This is a genomic window from Yersinia enterocolitica subsp. enterocolitica (assembly GCF_901472495.1).
Taxonomy (GTDB): domain Bacteria; phylum Pseudomonadota; class Gammaproteobacteria; order Enterobacterales; family Enterobacteriaceae; genus Yersinia; species Yersinia enterocolitica.
Window position 1 is genome coordinate 2,291,131 of the sequence record NZ_LR590469.1, and the last position, 16,614, is coordinate 2,307,744.

Here is a 16,614-nt window from a genome sequence, read left to right on the forward strand (position 1 = left end):
TTATAATATCCTGTCAGTTACGCTGTTCAGAAATAAATTTCGCAAGCGTTTCTACCGAATAAAAGTGCTTGCGCATATCTTCACTCTCCGCAGAGAGCACGACGTTATATTTATTTTTGAGTGCTAATCCAAGTTCCAGAGCATCAATCGAATCTAAACCTAAACCATCACCAAATAATGCAGCTTGTGAATCAATATCATCCACCGACATCCCTTCCAGATTTAGGGCATCAATAATTAGTAATTTGATCTCACTACTCAATAATTCCATTAACTCTTTCTCTTAGATTCAGGCATTAACGCACAGGTTAGATGCTTAGTCAGTCGCCTTGCAGCAAGCGCTAGTGATAAATCACTATCATGGATAAATTCATTACTATTGATTTTATTTTGAACAATAATATTAAATTGAGGCTTTACCGGCGGGATATTATACCACTTAAGTTCTTTCGTCAGCATCGGAGGATTACAATCAATATAAACAATCCGGATATCACACCCGCTATGCAATGCAATATTCGCGGCCCCTCGTTGTAAACTCAGTTCGCAACCAGCAGTTGTTCTTGTCCCTTCAGGGAATATAAGGATGCTTCCTCCCCTGGCTAATCGAGCTTTACAGTGTATTAATAACCTATCTGACGCAGTATTAACCAAATAACCAGCAGACTTGATAACACCTGCAACAAATATATTATTTAACAATGCTTCCTTGACAATACAATCACATCTTGGCATATGTGCGGCCAGCAACACATAATCTAATAAGCTAGGGTGGTTAGCCACAATCAAACAACCGGTGTCCTCAGAGAACAGCTTATTATTTTCTATTTGATAATCGAAAACACCGAGAAATCTGGCTATACGTAGAAATAGCTGAAAACTATAACGAATACTTTGCTGAGTGATCTGACTTCTGGTTGCTTCTGAACGAATAATCAGGCGTAAAGAGGAAAACCAAAAAAGGGATAATAACAGCCCTCCTAAGCCAAAAAGCATGAAGCAAAAAGCTGTTGCAACAACTCGCCATGAACGATTTAGCAAAGAAGAATGCTGGGGCGTAGTTTGAACTGCAAGAGAACTATCCATCACTGGCTCCATTGCCAATTATTTTGCTGACCTTGTATTACGAAATAAGACTTTTTATTCAACCAATTATGCAAGAAATTAAGCCCCTGCGGTAATTCAGAATTAATGCTATCGGTGCTAGAAATGCCTTCACACTGCAAATCATCACCAGTAGTTAACAATAATGCTAATGCATAGGGCAACCCTATCGGAGACGTCTGAGAATGATAAAAGTCAGGCATAATTCCATCGAAATCGACTAATAGCACCCGCTCAGCACCACAAGCGAGCATCCCCATCGCTTCGAGGATACCTTGTTGAAAACTGTCTATTCCTGCTGCAAGTGACGTTACAGGCAATGTATCGCTTGCAGTGATAGTTAACCATCCAGATGCGGTATTGTGAACTGACATGGCAAAATCGGTTGGAGAAATGCTCTGCTGCTGATGGAGGCATTGTAGTATCTTGTAAGTACGCTCCAATTCTCCATGGCGGCTGGTAAATATTGCCATATCTGCAGTTTCTGCCCCTAACAATGAAAGCCCTGCTTCAACCGCTAGTCGGCTACCTGTACTCATCCTTCTGGCGGACATCATAGGTATATGCGCTGACTTAGGTAAATCCCCTTGCCAGGCGGTGTGATTTGCACAATTCTTCGCCCAGTCAAGCCACTGCTCACGAACTCCCATACCTGGAGCTAAAGCACACCAATTCAGTATATTCAGCGAATGAGCCACGATCTCCGGACTTCCCAAGTAACAAGCAGTAAAGCGAGACAATTTATTCTATTTCCAGGTAAAAAGCATTTAAAAATTTGATTATTCTTTTTTTGTTTAAGAATTACTTATATTCACACTTTGAATGTGATTAAAATTCCAAAAAAAAATATTTTATATATCGGCATGTTTCTAATAATCTTTAGATGAATTCCAAATTTATTTATATTTACGTGATGAAAAGCAATAAATATGAACAACAACATCCAGATTACATTTATGTAAAATAAAAGCAATATAAGAATATTTGTGTATTTGAATGAGTCAGAGTATTTTATCCTTGCTATACAGCATGCTGCGTTATTCCTCTCATGGACTAACATGAAAATTATTAATTAATTGGATAATCATGAAATTATTAAAAACGATTTTAATCGGGTTTGTATCTCTCGCATTTATCACTGGATGCTCTAGTACCACGCCAATACAAAACGTGAGCCAAACAGTAATTGGCAATCATACTACTGCCGAAGTACAAAAAGCGATTATGGCCGGAGGGATAAAACGAGGCTGGATAATGACTCCTGCCTCTGACGGTGTGATTAACGGAAAACTAATAAATCGCGACCATACGGTTGAAATTCAGATCAATTACAGTGCTAATAATTATCAAGTCAAATACATTGGCAGTACTAATATGGATGCAAAAAATGGGAAGATACATTCAAAATACAATCGCTGGATAGCTAATTTGAACAAAGACATTCAGATCCAACTCAGTCAGCCATCGATATAACATCATAAATAACAATAAGTTATTATAAAAACTCACCATTCAAAGAGAATCATGCTGGGTGGTGAGCTATTACTTGGATTACGAGGACGTAAGCTTGCGCTACGGATATGACAAGGATCAAATCAGTGCTTTGGCGGCAATAACTGAAGCTCAAAAAATAGCTTTTGCACCAATGCTATTTCAAGCTGCACTTAACCTGAGGGAATCAGGGATTCTAGCCGCATTAGATGACTCAGGTAAGAACGGAATAACCTTGGATGAGATTGAAGATCATTGCTCGCTAAGTAGATACGCCATCAGTATCTTATTGGATATGGGGCTGAGTGGTCACATTCTCTACCAGCAGGGAAAACATTTTTATCTGGGTAAGATTGGCCACTACTTGTTACATGATCAAATGACCCGCGTAAATATGGATTTCACTCGAGACGTTTGTTACCAAGGATTATTCAATTTAAAAGAATCCCTGGAAACAGGCAAACCAGCGGGATTATCTGTGTTTGGTGAATGGCCGACAATTTATCCAGCACTGAGTGAATTGCCCAGTGCAGCCCGCGAGAGTTGGTTCGCCTTTGATCACTTCTATTCAGATAATGCCTTTCAACTTGCCCTAAAGACAATTTTTGATCTTGAGCCTAAACATATATATGACATCGGTGCTAATACCGGGAAGTGGGCTCTGCAATGTGCAGCCCATGATCCTGATGTAAAAATAACACTATTGGACTTACCACAACAGATAGCTTTAGCCAATGAGAATGTCAAAAGCAAAGGTTATAGCGATCGTATTAGTTCGTATCCCGTAGATCTGTTACTGGCAGATAAATTACCTGGGGAAGCGGATGTTTGGTGGATGAGCCAATTTCTAGACTGTTTCAGCGAGGAAAGAATTGTACATATTCTAAAGCTTATTCACCGCGCGATGAAACCAGATAGCTATGTATGCATTATGGAGATATTCTGGGATAGGCAACAATTCGAAGCCGGCGCATTTAGCTTAAATGCATCATCTCTTTATTTTACATGCATGGCTAACGGCAATAGCCGTTTTTATCACTCAGATACATTTTACCAGTGCTTATCTGCTGCAGGGTTCTATGTTGAGGAAGATATTGATGGTCTTGGCATTGGTCATACGTTATTAGTCTGCCGTAAAGAATCAGCTTAGTACGAAGCCCTCAGATTGAGGGCTTATACACTCCCCCATTCCTATCCCCTGCTTTAATCACACTTAGTCACCATGACTTTTCATTCGCTGTGGTCTGTTAAATTAAGAACATAATTAACTAAGAGATATCTGCCTACGAGTAGGAGTATTACCGCATGGCTCGATTAAGAGATAGTTATTGGGGGGATAGATTTAGCAGACTAAAAATAGATAGAAGTTAAAATGCAAAAAACCCCTGAATCATCGATTCAGGGGTTTTGCAATAAGTGGCGGAACGGACGGGGCTCGAACCCGCGACCCCCTGCGTGACAGGCAGGTATTCTAACCAACTGAACTACCGCTCCACCGATTCTTTTACGTGTATCTTCCTGATACCCATCCTTTACAGGACCAGCGCTCCTCGCTGTGCAAAACCGCTCATCGCGATTTTGTCAGTTACCAGATGTCATTCTGATAACTCGTGTTTGATGCCTGGCAGTGTCCTACTCTCGCATGGGGAGACCCCACACTACCATCGGCGCTACGGCGTTTCACTTCTGAGTTCGGCATGGGTTCAGGTGGGTCCACCGCGCTATGGCCGCCAGGCAAATTCTGTTTCAATTAACCCGCTACATGTATTAATCACGCAGCCAGCCAATCCAATCTCGGAACTTCGCTGAAAATATCTATCTCTCAAATTCAAAACACCTTTGGTGTTGTAAGGTTAAGCCTCACGGATCATTAGTACTGGTTAGCTCAATGCATCGCTGCACTTACACACCCAGCCTATCAACGTCATAGTCTTTAACGTTCCTTCAGGGGGCTTAAAGCCCCAGGGAAGACTCATCTCGAGGCAAGTTTCCCGCTTAGATGCTTTCAGCGGTTATCTCTTCCGAATTTAGCTACCGGGCAATGCCATTGGCATGACAACCCGAACACCAGTGATTCGTCCACTCCGGTCCTCTCGTACTAGGAGCAGCCCCTCTCAATCTTCCAACGCCCACGGCAGATAGGGACCGAACTGTCTCACGACGTTCTAAACCCAGCTCGCGTACCACTTTAAATGGCGAACAGCCATACCCTTGGGACCTACTTCAGCCCCAGGATGTGATGAGCCGACATCGAGGTGCCAAACACCGCCGTCGATATGAACTCTTGGGCGGTATCAGCCTGTTATCCCCGGAGTACCTTTTATCCGTTGAGCGATGGCCCTTCCATTCAGAACCACCGGATCACTAAGACCTACTTTCGTACCTGCTCGAGCCGTCACTCTCGCAGTCAAGCTAGCTTATGCCTTTGCACTAACCTCACGATGTCCGACCGTGATTAGCTAACCTTCGTGCTCCTCCGTTACTCTTTGGGAGGAGACCGCCCCAGTCAAACTACCCACCAGACACTGTCCTCACCCCAGATTATGGGGCCGAGTTAGAACATCAAACATTAAAGGGTGGTATTTCAAGGTTGGCTCCATGCAGACTGGCGTCCACACTTCGATGCCTCCCACCTATCCTACACATCAAGGCTCAATGTTCAGTGTCAAGCTATAGTAAAGGTTCACGGGGTCTTTCCGTCTTGCCGCGGGTACACTGCATCTTCACAGCGAGTTCAATTTCACTGAGTCTCGGGTGGAGACAGCCTGGCCATCATTACGCCATTCGTGCAGGTCGGAACTTACCCGACAAGGAATTTCGCTACCTTAGGACCGTTATAGTTACGGCCGCCGTTTACTGGGGCTTCGATCAAGAGCTTCGCCTTGCGGCTGACCCCATCAATTAACCTTCCAGCACCGGGCAGGCGTCACACCGTATACGTCCACTTTCGTGTTTGCACAGTGCTGTGTTTTTATTAAACAGTTGCAGCCAGCTGGTATCTGCGACTGGCTTCGGCGCCGGGAGCAAGTCCCTTTACCTAATGCCAGCGTGCCTTCTCCCGAAGTTACGGCACCATTTTGCCTAGTTCCTTCACCCGAGTTCTCTCAAGCGCCTGAGTATTCTCTACCTGACCACCTGTGTCGGTTTGGGGTACGATTTAATGTTACCTGATGCTTAGAGGCTTTTCCTGGAAGCTTGGCATCAACTACTTCACCACCGTAGTGGCTCGTCATCACACCTCAGCGTTGATAAGCAACCGGATTTACCAAGTCGCTCCGCCTACATGCTTAAACCGGGACAACCGTCGCCCGGCTAGCCTAGCCTTCTCCGTCCCCCCTTCGCAGTAACACCAAGTACAGGAATATTAACCTGTTTCCCATCGACTACGCTTTTCAGCCTCGCCTTAGGGGTCGACTCACCCTGCCCCGATTAACGTTGGACAGGAACCCTTGGTCTTCCGGCGTGCGGGTTTTTCACCCGCATTATCGTTACTTATGTCAGCATTCGCACTTCTGATACCTCCAGCAACCCTCACAGGTCACCTTCAACGGCTTACAGAACGCTCCCCTACCCAACGAACGTATCCCTAAGCCAACTCGACTTTATTGGACGCATTGACGTCGCTGCGCTCCGTCAATCATTATCCACTGCCGTGAATTGTCTTGGGTGATACGTTCGCTGCCGCAGCTTCGGTGCATGGTTTAGCCCCGTTACATCTTCCGCGCAGGCCGACTCGACCAGTGAGCTATTACGCTTTCTTTAAATGATGGCTGCTTCTAAGCCAACATCCTGGCTGTCTGTGCCTTCCCACATCGTTTCCCACTTAACCATGACTTTGGGACCTTAGCTGGCGGTCTGGGTTGTTTCCCTCTTCACGACGGACGTTAGCACCCGCCGTGTGTCTCCCGTGATAACATTCTTCGGTATTCGGAGTTTGCATCGGTTTGGTAAGTCGGGATGACCCCCTAGCCGAAACAGTGCTCTACCCCCGAAGATGAGTTCACGAGGCGCTACCTAAATAGCTTTCGGGGAGAACCAGCTATCTCCCGGTTTGATTGGCCTTTCACCCCCAGCCACAAGTCATCCGCTAATTTTTCAACATTAGTCGGTTCGGTCCTCCAGTTAGTGTTACCCAACCTTCAACCTGCCCATGGCTAGATCACCGGGTTTCGGGTCTATACCTTGCAACTATTCGCCCAGTTAAGACTCGGTTTCCCTACGGCTCCCCTATTCGGTTAACCTTGCTACAAAATATAAGTCGCTGACCCATTATACAAAAGGTACGCAGTCACACCACGAAGGTGCTCCCACTGCTTGTACGTACACGGTTTCAGGTTCTATTTCACTCCCCTCGCCGGGGTTCTTTTCGCCTTTCCCTCACGGTACTGGTTCACTATCGGTCAGTCAGGAGTATTTAGCCTTGGAGGATGGTCCCCCCATATTCAGACAGGATGTCACGTGTCCCGCCCTACTCATCGAACTCACAACGTATGCATTTTTGTGTACGGGACTATCACCCTGTACCGTGCGACTTTCCAGACGCTTCCACTAACACATATGCTGATTCAGGTTCTGGGCTCCTCCCCGTTCGCTCGCCGCTACTGGGGGAATCTCGGTTGATTTCTTTTCCTCGGGGTACTTAGATGTTTCAGTTCCCCCGGTTCGCCTTGCATGGCTATGTATTCACCATGCAATAGTGCAACGAATTGCACTGGGTTTCCCCATTCGGGTATCGTCGGTTATAACGGTTCATATCACCTTACCGACGCTTTTCGCAGATTAGCACGCCCTTCATCGCCTCTGACTGCCTAGGCATCCACCGTGTACGCTTAGTCGCTTAACCTCACAACCCAAAGATGTTTCTTCTTTATTGGTGTGGCTGCGAACACACTCTGCGTCGTTGTGCAGTGCGCGCAATCCTCATGAACGTAGCGTTCACTCCGGTTGCTGTGCGCTGTACGCCTTGCTGAGTATCTTCTCGCTCACACTGCAACAATGATAAACACATTGGCATTGCGATTATTTGAGAGACTCTAATACAGGTTAATCCTTATCTCAGTACTTCTACGGAGAGATAAGTTTCAGCTGTATTGTTTCAATTTTCAGCTTGTTCCAGATTGTTAAAGAGCAATATTTCACAACACACTGTGTCTTGCGACCGCAGTACGTTTTGAAATAGTTTTTTATATGGTGGAGCTAAGCGGGATCGAACCGCTGACCTCCTGCGTGCAAGGCAGGCGCTCTCCCAGCTGAGCTATAGCCCCATATAAAAAGCAAAATACCTTATCGGCATAACTCATTCTCAGACCAGGCGTAGTCACGCAGTATGAGGATGAGTTGGTGGGTCTGAGTGGACTTGAACCACCGACCTCACCCTTATCAGGGGTGCGCTCTAACCACCTGAGCTACAGACCCAACAAGGTACTAAAGCCCGACTAATCTCTCAGCCCGGCCTTATTTGCTCGTTACTTTCTATCAGACAATCTGTGTGGACACTACGCAATGCGTATCTGAGGTAAGGAGGTGATCCAACCGCAGGTTCCCCTACGGTTACCTTGTTACGACTTCACCCCAGTCATGAATCACAAAGTGGTAAGCGCCCTCCCGAAGGTTAAGCTACCTACTTCTTTTGCAACCCACTCCCATGGTGTGACGGGCGGTGTGTACAAGGCCCGGGAACGTATTCACCGTAGCATTCTGATCTACGATTACTAGCGATTCCGACTTCATGGAGTCGAGTTGCAGACTCCAATCCGGACTACGACAGACTTTATGTGGTCCGCTTGCTCTCGCGAGTTCGCTTCACTTTGTATCTGCCATTGTAGCACGTGTGTAGCCCTACTCGTAAGGGCCATGATGACTTGACGTCATCCCCACCTTCCTCCGGTTTATCACCGGCAGTCTCCTTTGAGTTCCCACCATTACGTGCTGGCAACAAAGGATAAGGGTTGCGCTCGTTGCGGGACTTAACCCAACATTTCACAACACGAGCTGACGACAGCCATGCAGCACCTGTCTCACGGTTCCCGAAGGCACTAAAGCATCTCTGCTAAATTCCGTGGATGTCAAGAGTAGGTAAGGTTCTTCGCGTTGCATCGAATTAAACCACATGCTCCACCGCTTGTGCGGGCCCCCGTCAATTCATTTGAGTTTTAACCTTGCGGCCGTACTCCCCAGGCGGTCGACTTAACGCGTTAGCTCCGGAAGCCACGCCTCAAGGGCACAACCTCCAAGTCGACATCGTTTACAGCGTGGACTACCAGGGTATCTAATCCTGTTTGCTCCCCACGCTTTCGCACCTGAGCGTCAGTCTTTGTCCAGGGGGCCGCCTTCGCCACCGGTATTCCTCCAGATCTCTACGCATTTCACCGCTACACCTGGAATTCTACCCCCCTCTACAAGACTCTAGCTTGCCAGTTTCAAATGCAGTTCCCACGTTAAGCGCGGGGATTTCACATCTGACTTAACAAACCGCCTGCGTGCGCTTTACGCCCAGTAATTCCGATTAACGCTTGCACCCTCCGTATTACCGCGGCTGCTGGCACGGAGTTAGCCGGTGCTTCTTCTGCGAGTAACGTCAATCCAACAACGTATTAAGTTATTGGCCTTCCTCCTCGCTGAAAGTGCTTTACAACCCGAAGGCCTTCTTCACACACGCGGCATGGCTGCATCAGGCTTGCGCCCATTGTGCAATATTCCCCACTGCTGCCTCCCGTAGGAGTCTGGACCGTGTCTCAGTTCCAGTGTGGCTGGTCATCCTCTCAGACCAGCTAGGGATCGTCGCCTAGGTGAGCCATTACCCCACCTACTAGCTAATCCCATCTGGGCACATCCGATGGCGTGAGGCCCTAAGGTCCCCCACTTTGGTCCGAAGACGTTATGCGGTATTAGCTACCGTTTCCAGTAGTTATCCCCCTCCATCAGGCAGTTTCCCAGACATTACTCACCCGTCCGCCGCTCGCCGGCAAAGTAGTAAACTACTTCCCGCTGCCGCTCGACTTGCATGTGTTAGGCCTGCCGCCAGCGTTCAATCTGAGCCATGATCAAACTCTTCAATTTAAGATTTGTTTGATTTGCTATGAATTAACATAGCGATGCTCAAAGATTACTTTCTGCAAATATGCATTCGAACCGAAGTTCAAATGTGTACTGCTTTGGTCACTCTTCAAGACTTTGATATTGCTTCTGCCTGTCGAAACAGGCTTCGATATCGTCTTGCGAGTGCCCACACAGATTGTCTGATAAATTGTTAAAGAGCGTTCGTTACCCGTTTGCCTTGCGGCGAATCTTACGGTAACGCGGGAGGCAGATAATACGCTTTCCCGCTACAGAGTCAACCACTTAATTAGTTAATTTTCTCTGCTCTTCCCGGCCACTCTGTGAAGTTGCTCACAGCGCCGTGTCGATGGATGCGCATTATAGGGAGCCGCTTCAGAATGGCAAGGGTTTATCTTAAAGTTTTTTCTGACTGCCGATTATTTGAACGTTACGACTACTTATGACGCATTTTTATGGCTTTCGGCAGGTCCGCCAGACTATTTAGTACCAAATCCGCTGCTGCCTCACCTTCCGCGGTCACAGGTTTGCCAGTGCGAACTAATACTTTAGTACCGATATTTGCAGCCAATGCTGCCTGCATATCTTCAATTTTGTCGCCAACCATATAAGAAGCAGCCATATCGATGTTCAATTCACTTTGTGCTTGCAGTAACATGCCTGGCAATGGTTTACGGCATTCACATGTTTCACGGAACTCCGCTACACTGCCATCGGGGTGATGCGGGCAGAAATAGATACCATCTAAATCAACACCGCGATCAGCCAGCGACCAATCCATCCACTCGGTGAGACTCAGGAATTGCTCTTCAGTAAAGATACCGCGTGCGATACCCGATTGGTTGGTGACCAAAACCAGAGCAAAGCCCATTTCTTTCAATTCACGGCAAGCATCAATAACACCGTCTATAAACTGAAAATTATCAATTTCGTGGACATAACCGTGGTCGACATTAATTGTACCATCACGATCTAAAAATATTGCGGGGACGGGCTGAGTCACTTATCTACTCCTGAGGGCTGTTAACGCCACTAGTATCGCATGTTTTATTACCGATTGAGAATGGAAGAGAATCAGTGTTGCCAGTTGACTTAGCCGTCTAGACGCCTTAACATCCAATCCATACTTTGGTTTTGCCAAAGCTTACTTTTTATCTAGCCACGGAAATGACGATAAAATAAGAATAATATGATTAAACTTTCTCACATCAGCAAAGAGTTTCAGCAGGGTTCGCGCACGATTACCGCGCTTTCAGACGTGAGTCTACACGTCCCTGCTGGGCAAATTTATGGCGTCATTGGGGCCTCAGGTGCCGGTAAAAGTACATTGATTCGATGCGCCAATATGTTAGAGCGTCCTACCAGCGGACAAGTTCTGGTAGATGGACAAGATCTCACGACCTTATCTGAAGGGCAGTTGACACGCGCACGCCGCCAGATTGGCATGATTTTCCAGCACTTCAATCTACTTTCTTCCCGCACGGTGTATGGCAATATCGCGCTGCCGCTCGAGCTGGACAACACACCACGCGCAGATATAAAGAAGAGAGTCACCGAGTTGTTGGATTTAGTCGGGCTTGCCGATAAGCAAGACGCGTATCCAGCGAATTTGTCCGGTGGGCAGAAACAACGCGTTGCAATCGCCCGTGCTTTGGCGAGTAATCCTAAGGTTCTGCTATGTGATGAAGCCACCAGCGCATTAGACCCAGCGACCACCCGCTCAATTCTGGAACTGCTTAAAGACATTAATCGTCGTTTGGGCCTGACCATTCTACTTATTACCCATGAGATGGACGTGGTGAAACGTATCTGTGATCAGGTTGCAGTTATTAGCGAAGGCAAATTGATTGAAAAAGACAGCGTCAGCGAAGTGTTCTCTCATCCGAAAACCCCGCTGGCTCAGCAATTTATTCAATCAACGCTGCATTTAGATATTCCAGAAGATTACGCACTGCGTATGACTCAAGACCCCACCAAAGACCAGGTGCCACTACTGAAACTGGAATTTACCGGTCAGTCGGTTGATGCTCCGTTAATATCACAGGCTGTACGTCGCTTTAATATTGATATCGGTATCCTTAGCTCGCAAATGGACTATGCCGGCGGTGTTAAATTTGGTGTCATGCTGGCAGAATTGCATGGCGACAATCAGGATGGCCTCGCTGCCATCAAGTTCTTGCAAGATCATCATGTAAAAGTAGAGGTTCTGGGTTATGTCTGAGGCAATGATGTGGTTAATGGGCCGAGGCGTCTGGGAAACTCTAATGATGACGTTTGTCTCTGGCTTTTTTGGTTTTGTTTTGGGGCTACCGGTTGGCGTTCTGTTATATGTCACCCGCCCTGGGCAAATTATTGCCAACAATAAGATTTACCGCACCCTATCTGGGGTAGTGAACATCTTCCGTTCCATACCTTTTATTATCTTATTGGTATGGATGATCCCATTCACTCGGATGATCGTCGGTACCTCTATTGGTTTACAAGCGGCAATCGTGCCACTAACAGTCGGTGCAGCTCCGTTTATTGCTCGCATGGTGGAAAATGCCTTGCTGGAAATACCATCGGGTTTGGTTGAAGCAGCCCGCGCAATGGGTGCTACGCCAATGCAAATCATCAAAAAAGTGTTGTTGCCTGAAGCCCTGCCCGGCTTGGTGAATGCAGCAACTATTACCCTGATTACCCTGGTGGGCTATTCCGCTATGGGGGGGGCAGTAGGTGCCGGTGGCTTAGGCCAAATCGGCTATCAGTATGGCTACATTGGTTATAACGCCACAGTGATGAATACGGTATTAGTATTATTAGTTATTTTGGTTTACCTGATTCAAATCAGTGGTGATCGGATCGTAAAAGCGGTTACTCACAAATAGTTATTAATACATATATTACCCAAAAGACTTGGGGCTACAGGTAGGCAGCAAGCGAATGAATCCTGATGAGCTTACTCTAGTAAGTGATTCAGGTGAGTGAACATAGCGAACAACCCTGTAGCCCAAAGTACGAAGGGTATAGCGACTGCCTCACACAGCGGCGCATCTTAACGAATGTCTATAGAGGAAAGGATATGTCTTTAAAATTCAAATCTATCGCGGCAGTCAGTGCATTGATTGGTACTCTGGCCCTGGTAGGCTGCGGCCCAGCGGAAAAAGATCCAAACCATATTAAAGTCGGCGTGATTGTAGGTGCTGAACAGCAAGTTGCTGAAGTTGCACAGAAAGTTGCAAAAGATAAGTACGGTCTGGATGTTGAATTAGTCACTTTCAACGACTATGTATTGCCAAATGAAGCTCTGAGTAAAGGTGATATTGATCTGAATGCTTTTCAGCATAAACCTTATTTGGATCAGCAAATTAAAGATCGCGGCTACAAACTGGTTTCTGTTGGTAACTCATTCGTTTACCCAATTGCTGGTTACTCTAAAAAAATTAAATCATTGGAAGAACTGCAACCTGGCTCTCAGGTAGCACTGCCAAATGACCCGACTAACCTGGGCCGTTCTCTGTTACTGCTGGAAAAAGTCGGTCTGATTAAACTGAAAGACGGCGTTGGTCTGCTGCCAACCGTACTGGATGTTGTTGAGAATCCTAAAAACCTGAAATTGGTCGAGCTGGAAGCCCCTCAGTTACCACGTTCTTTGGATGACCAACAAATCGCTTTGGCGATTATCAACACCACCTATGCTAGCCAAATCGGCCTGACACCGGCTAAAGATGGCCTGTTTGTCGAAGACAAAGAGTCACCATACGTTAACCTGATCGTTGCTCGCGAAGATAATAAAGATGCGGAAAACGTGAAGAAATTCGTTCAGGCTTATCAGTCTGATGAAGTTAATGATGCAGCAAACAAAGCATTCAACGGTGGCGCAGTTAAAGGCTGGTAATAACCAGTGGGCCATTTTGCTGAATATTAGGTTTCCTAAATTCAGTGTTTACTAAATATATTGCAAGACGGGCAACAGCCCGTCTTGTTATTTGCATAATAGATTGCTTCAATAGCGCTTCTTAAATAAAAAGGCTGAGGAATTTCTATGCGTGCGTTACCTCTGTGTCTGTTAGCCCTCTCGCTAACTGGATGTTCCATGCTTCAATCAAAGCCATCCACCACAGAAAATCCGGTTAAGCAACCGCCTCCGGTTATCAAACCCAGCCCTACGGCAGCCCCGCGCCCGGCACCGGTCAAACTATATAAAAGTGCAGAAGAACTGGTTGGCAAACCTTTCCGTGACTTAGGTGAAGTGTCCGGTGAGTCGTGCCAATCCACCGTTCAAGACTCCCCACCGAGTATTGCAACCGCCCGTAAGAGAATGCAGACTCGAGCATCGTATATGAAAGCCAATGCGGTCTTGCTGCATCAATGTGAAATACTTAGCGCTGTCCCCGGCTGTTATCAGCAAGCCGTGTGCCAAGGTTCTGCACTGAATGTTTCATCAAAATGAGTGTGTTTTCCTTTAATCAGATTGGGGTTATCCGCTCGCCCTATAAAGAAAAGTTTGCCGTACCGCGGCAGCCTGGTCTGATTGAAGATGGCGGTGGTGAGTTACAACTCTTAGCGCCCTATAATCAAGCTGAAGCGGTTCGCGGCTTATCTGATTTTAGCCATTTATGGGTGATGTTCGTTTTTCATCAAACCATGAATGGTGGTTGGCGGCCTACAGTTCGTCCACCGCGCTTAGGTGGTAATGCCCGAATGGGGGTATTTGCCACCCGCTCTACCTTTCGGCCCAACCCGATTGGCATGTCCCTGATTGAGCTGAAAGAGGTGCGATGCCAGGGAGGTGAAGTAACTTTGGTGTTAGGCAGTCTGGATTTGGTTGATGGTACGCCCGTGATTGATATCAAACCCTATTTGCCTTTTGCGGAGAGCCACCCCCATGCCCGAGCGGGTTTTGCTCAAGCTGCACCTGATGCAGACATGCAAGTTTGCTTTTCCAGCATCGCTGAACAACAGTTAGTACAGCAACAACAGCGTTACCCGCACTTACGGCGTTTTATTACCCAGGTTTTAGCACAAGACCCACGCCCAGCCTACCGCAAAGGCGATAGTGAAAGCCGTGAATATGCTGTTTTGCTACTGGAATTTAATGTGCGCTGGCGGGTTATTGGAGACCAAACGGAAGTGTTATCACTCGACCCATGCTAAATTTCACCCTGCTCTCTTTTGACAACCGGTACTCGCTGGTAAACTAAACCACTTTTTACTTTTTTGGCTGCCTCTATTTGTTGCAGCGCCAATGGAATCAAAACATCATGCGTACTAGCCAATATTTGCTCTCCACTTTGAAGGAGACACCTGCTGATGCTGAAGTGATCAGTCACCAGCTGATGCTCCGCGCCGGGATGATACGTAAACTGGCTTCAGGTCTTTATACCTGGTTGCCGACCGGGGTTCGGGTATTGAAGAAAGTCGAAAACATCGTGCGTGAAGAAATGAATAACGCCGGTGCAATCGAAGTTTCAATGCCGGTGGTGCAACCGGCTGATTTATGGCAAGAGAGTGGCCGCTGGGAACAATATGGCCCTGAGCTGTTACGTTTTGTTGATCGTGGCGAGCGCCCTTTTGTGCTTGGCCCAACTCATGAAGAAGTCATTACTGACCTGATTCGCGGTGAGATTAACTCTTACAAACAGCTGCCGTTGAATTTCTTCCAAATCCAAACCAAATTCCGTGATGAAGTACGCCCACGCTTTGGTGTGATGCGCGCCCGTGAATTCCTGATGAAAGATGCTTACTCTTTCCACACCACTCAGGAATCATTGCAGGAAACTTACGATGCGATGTATGCCGCATACAGTAAAATCTTCGAGCGTATGGATCTGAATTTCCGAGCTGTGCTGGCAGATACCGGCTCAATTGGTGGCAGTGCATCTCACGAATTCCAGGTGCTGGCAGACAGTGGTGAAGACGATATCGTATTCTCAACCGGGTCAGATTATGCTGCTAACATTGAGTTTGCTGAAGCGCTGGCACCCTCTGCACCACGGGCTGTTGCAACAGAAGATCTGCGTATCATTGATACTCCGAATGCAAAAACTATCGCTGAATTAGTTGAGCAGTTCAACCTGCCGATTGAGAAAACAGTGAAAACCTTAATGGTTCATGCTCATGAAGAGAGTGGCCATAAGTTGGTTGCTTTGTTGGTTCGTGGTGATCATGAATTGAATGAAATCAAAGCCGAGAAATTGCCACAAGTGGCCAAGCCACTCACCTTCGCCACCGAAGAAGAGATTCGTGCAATTATCGGTGCAGGCCCAGGTTCATTAGGCCCGGTTAATCTGCCGCTACCCGTTGTGGTTGATCGCAGTGTGGCGGTGATGAGTGATTTCGGTGCCGGTGCCAACATCGATGGCAAACATTACTTTGGCATTAACTGGGAGCGCGACTTGCCGCTGCCACAGGTTGCTGATTTACGTAATGTGGTTGAAGGCGATATCAGCCCAGACGGCAAAGGCACTCTGCAAATCAAACGCGGCATTGAAGTCGGTCATATCTTCCAGTTAGGGACTAAATACTCGGAAGCGATGAAAGCCACGGTTCAGGGGGAAGATGGCCGCAATCAAGTGATGACCATGGGTTGTTACGGTATTGGGGTGTCCCGTGTGGTTGCGGCAGCAATTGAGCAGAATCATGATGAGCGCGGTATTATTTGGCCGGATGCTATTGCCCCATTCCAGGTAGCCATTTTGCCAATGAATATGCACAAATCTTTCCGTGTTCAGGCGCTGGCAGAAGAGTTGTATGCCACCCTGCGTTCACACGGTATTGACGTGATTCTCGACGATCGTAAAGAGCGTCCTGGCGTGATGTTTGCTGATATGGAATTGATTGGCGTGCCACACAATATCGTGATTGGTGATCGCAATCTCGACAGCGAAGAAGTGGAATACAAAAACCGCCGTGCCGGTGAAAAGCAAATGATTAAAACCAGTGAAATCATTGATTTCTTGCTGAGCCAAATCAAACGATAAT

The 16,614-nt window shown here is 46.9% G+C and carries 12 protein-coding genes, 3 tRNA genes and 3 rRNA genes; 8 read left to right on the forward strand and 10 right to left on the reverse strand.

Annotated features, from left to right (window positions below):
• Nucleotides 1-13: 13 nt before the first annotated feature.
• Genes FGL26_RS10905 through FGL26_RS10915 form a run of 3 tightly spaced genes read right to left on the reverse strand, consistent with a single transcriptional unit; the run spans nucleotide 14 to nucleotide 1,802 of the window.
• Nucleotides 14-271 carry a phosphopantetheine-binding protein gene (locus tag FGL26_RS10905; protein WP_005173118.1) on the reverse strand — a complete coding sequence of 86 codons (258 nt, stop codon included), beginning with the start codon at nucleotides 269-271 and terminating at the stop codon, nucleotides 14-16.
• Complete coding sequence (locus FGL26_RS10910; RefSeq protein WP_005173121.1) at nucleotides 271-1,086, reverse strand: lysophospholipid acyltransferase family protein; 816 nt, start codon at nucleotides 1,084-1,086, stop codon at nucleotides 271-273. The genes FGL26_RS10905 and FGL26_RS10910 overlap by 1 nt, the downstream gene beginning before the upstream one ends.
• The gene (locus FGL26_RS10915; RefSeq protein WP_005173127.1) at nucleotides 1,086-1,802 is read right to left on the reverse strand and encodes a beta-ketoacyl synthase chain length factor; all 717 of its coding nucleotides are present in this window, start codon (nucleotides 1,800-1,802) and stop codon (nucleotides 1,086-1,088) included. The genes FGL26_RS10910 and FGL26_RS10915 overlap by 1 nt, the downstream gene beginning before the upstream one ends.
• Nucleotides 1,803-2,190: 388 nt before the next feature.
• Here FGL26_RS10915 and FGL26_RS10920 point away from each other — a divergent pair, with 388 nt between their 5' ends.
• Together FGL26_RS10920 and FGL26_RS10925 are read left to right on the forward strand one after the other, a co-directional pair.
• Nucleotides 2,191-2,577: a lipoprotein gene (locus FGL26_RS10920; protein WP_005173129.1), complete on the forward strand. Its 387-nt coding sequence runs from the start codon at nucleotides 2,191-2,193 to the stop codon at nucleotides 2,575-2,577.
• Nucleotides 2,578-2,671: 94 nt separating this feature from the next.
• Complete coding sequence (locus FGL26_RS10925; protein ID WP_032903007.1) at nucleotides 2,672-3,745, forward strand: methyltransferase; 1,074 nt, start codon at nucleotides 2,672-2,674, stop codon at nucleotides 3,743-3,745.
• Nucleotides 3,746-4,012: 267 nt separating this feature from the next.
• Here FGL26_RS10925 and FGL26_RS10930 read toward each other — a convergent pair.
• The 7 genes from FGL26_RS10930 to gmhB form a co-directional block, all read right to left on the reverse strand.
• A tRNA-Asp gene (locus FGL26_RS10930) sits at nucleotides 4,013-4,089 on the reverse strand.
• 125 nt (nucleotides 4,090-4,214) lie between these two features.
• Nucleotides 4,215-4,330, reverse strand: a 5S ribosomal RNA gene (gene rrf / locus FGL26_RS10935).
• Nucleotides 4,331-4,444: 114 nt separating this feature from the next.
• Nucleotides 4,445-7,438 (reverse strand): 23S ribosomal RNA (locus tag FGL26_RS10940).
• A 345-nt stretch (nucleotides 7,439-7,783) separates the two neighbouring features.
• A tRNA-Ala gene (locus FGL26_RS10945) sits at nucleotides 7,784-7,859 on the reverse strand.
• Between the two features lie 74 nt (nucleotides 7,860-7,933).
• Nucleotides 7,934-8,010, reverse strand: a tRNA-Ile gene (locus tag FGL26_RS10950).
• A gap of 101 nt (nucleotides 8,011-8,111) precedes the next feature.
• Nucleotides 8,112-9,654, reverse strand: a 16S ribosomal RNA gene (locus tag FGL26_RS10955).
• The 16S, 23S and 5S rRNA genes sit together here with 3 tRNA genes alongside, the layout of an rRNA operon.
• Before the next feature lie 433 nt (nucleotides 9,655-10,087).
• Nucleotides 10,088-10,654 (reverse strand): D-glycero-beta-D-manno-heptose 1,7-bisphosphate 7-phosphatase, encoded by a 567-nt coding sequence (gene gmhB, locus FGL26_RS10965; RefSeq protein ID WP_005173139.1) that lies wholly within the window; start codon nucleotides 10,652-10,654, stop codon nucleotides 10,088-10,090.
• Nucleotides 10,655-10,840: 186 nt separating this feature from the next.
• Between gmhB and metN the strand changes: the two genes are divergently transcribed.
• The 6 genes from metN to proS all read left to right on the forward strand — a co-directional run bounded on the left by metN (nucleotide 10,841) and on the right by proS (nucleotide 16,613).
• Entirely contained in the window at nucleotides 10,841-11,872 is a 1,032-nt protein-coding gene (metN, locus tag FGL26_RS10970; protein WP_005173141.1) for a methionine ABC transporter ATP-binding protein MetN, read from the forward strand.
• Nucleotides 11,865-12,518 (forward strand): methionine ABC transporter permease MetI, encoded by a 654-nt coding sequence (locus tag FGL26_RS10975; protein WP_005163991.1) that lies wholly within the window; start codon nucleotides 11,865-11,867, stop codon nucleotides 12,516-12,518. Before metN ends, FGL26_RS10975 begins: the two co-directional genes overlap by 8 nt.
• A gap of 194 nt (nucleotides 12,519-12,712) precedes the next feature.
• Nucleotides 12,713-13,528 carry a MetQ/NlpA family lipoprotein gene (locus FGL26_RS10980; protein ID WP_005163992.1) on the forward strand — a complete coding sequence of 272 codons (816 nt, stop codon included), beginning with the start codon at nucleotides 12,713-12,715 and terminating at the stop codon, nucleotides 13,526-13,528.
• A gap of 147 nt (nucleotides 13,529-13,675) precedes the next feature.
• Nucleotides 13,676-14,083 carry an Rcs stress response system protein RcsF gene (gene rcsF, locus FGL26_RS10985; protein WP_005163994.1) on the forward strand — a complete coding sequence of 136 codons (408 nt, stop codon included), beginning with the start codon at nucleotides 13,676-13,678 and terminating at the stop codon, nucleotides 14,081-14,083.
• On the forward strand, nucleotides 14,080-14,787 hold the full coding sequence (gene tsaA / locus FGL26_RS10990; protein ID WP_005173145.1) for a tRNA (N6-threonylcarbamoyladenosine(37)-N6)-methyltransferase TrmO: 708 nt from the start codon (nucleotides 14,080-14,082) through the stop codon (nucleotides 14,785-14,787). Before rcsF ends, tsaA begins: the two co-directional genes overlap by 4 nt.
• A gap of 107 nt (nucleotides 14,788-14,894) precedes the next feature.
• Nucleotides 14,895-16,613, forward strand: a complete 1,719-nt coding sequence (gene proS, locus FGL26_RS10995; protein ID WP_005173148.1) for a proline--tRNA ligase — start codon at nucleotides 14,895-14,897, stop codon at nucleotides 16,611-16,613.
• The last annotated feature ends 1 nt before the right edge of the window (nucleotide 16,614 follow it).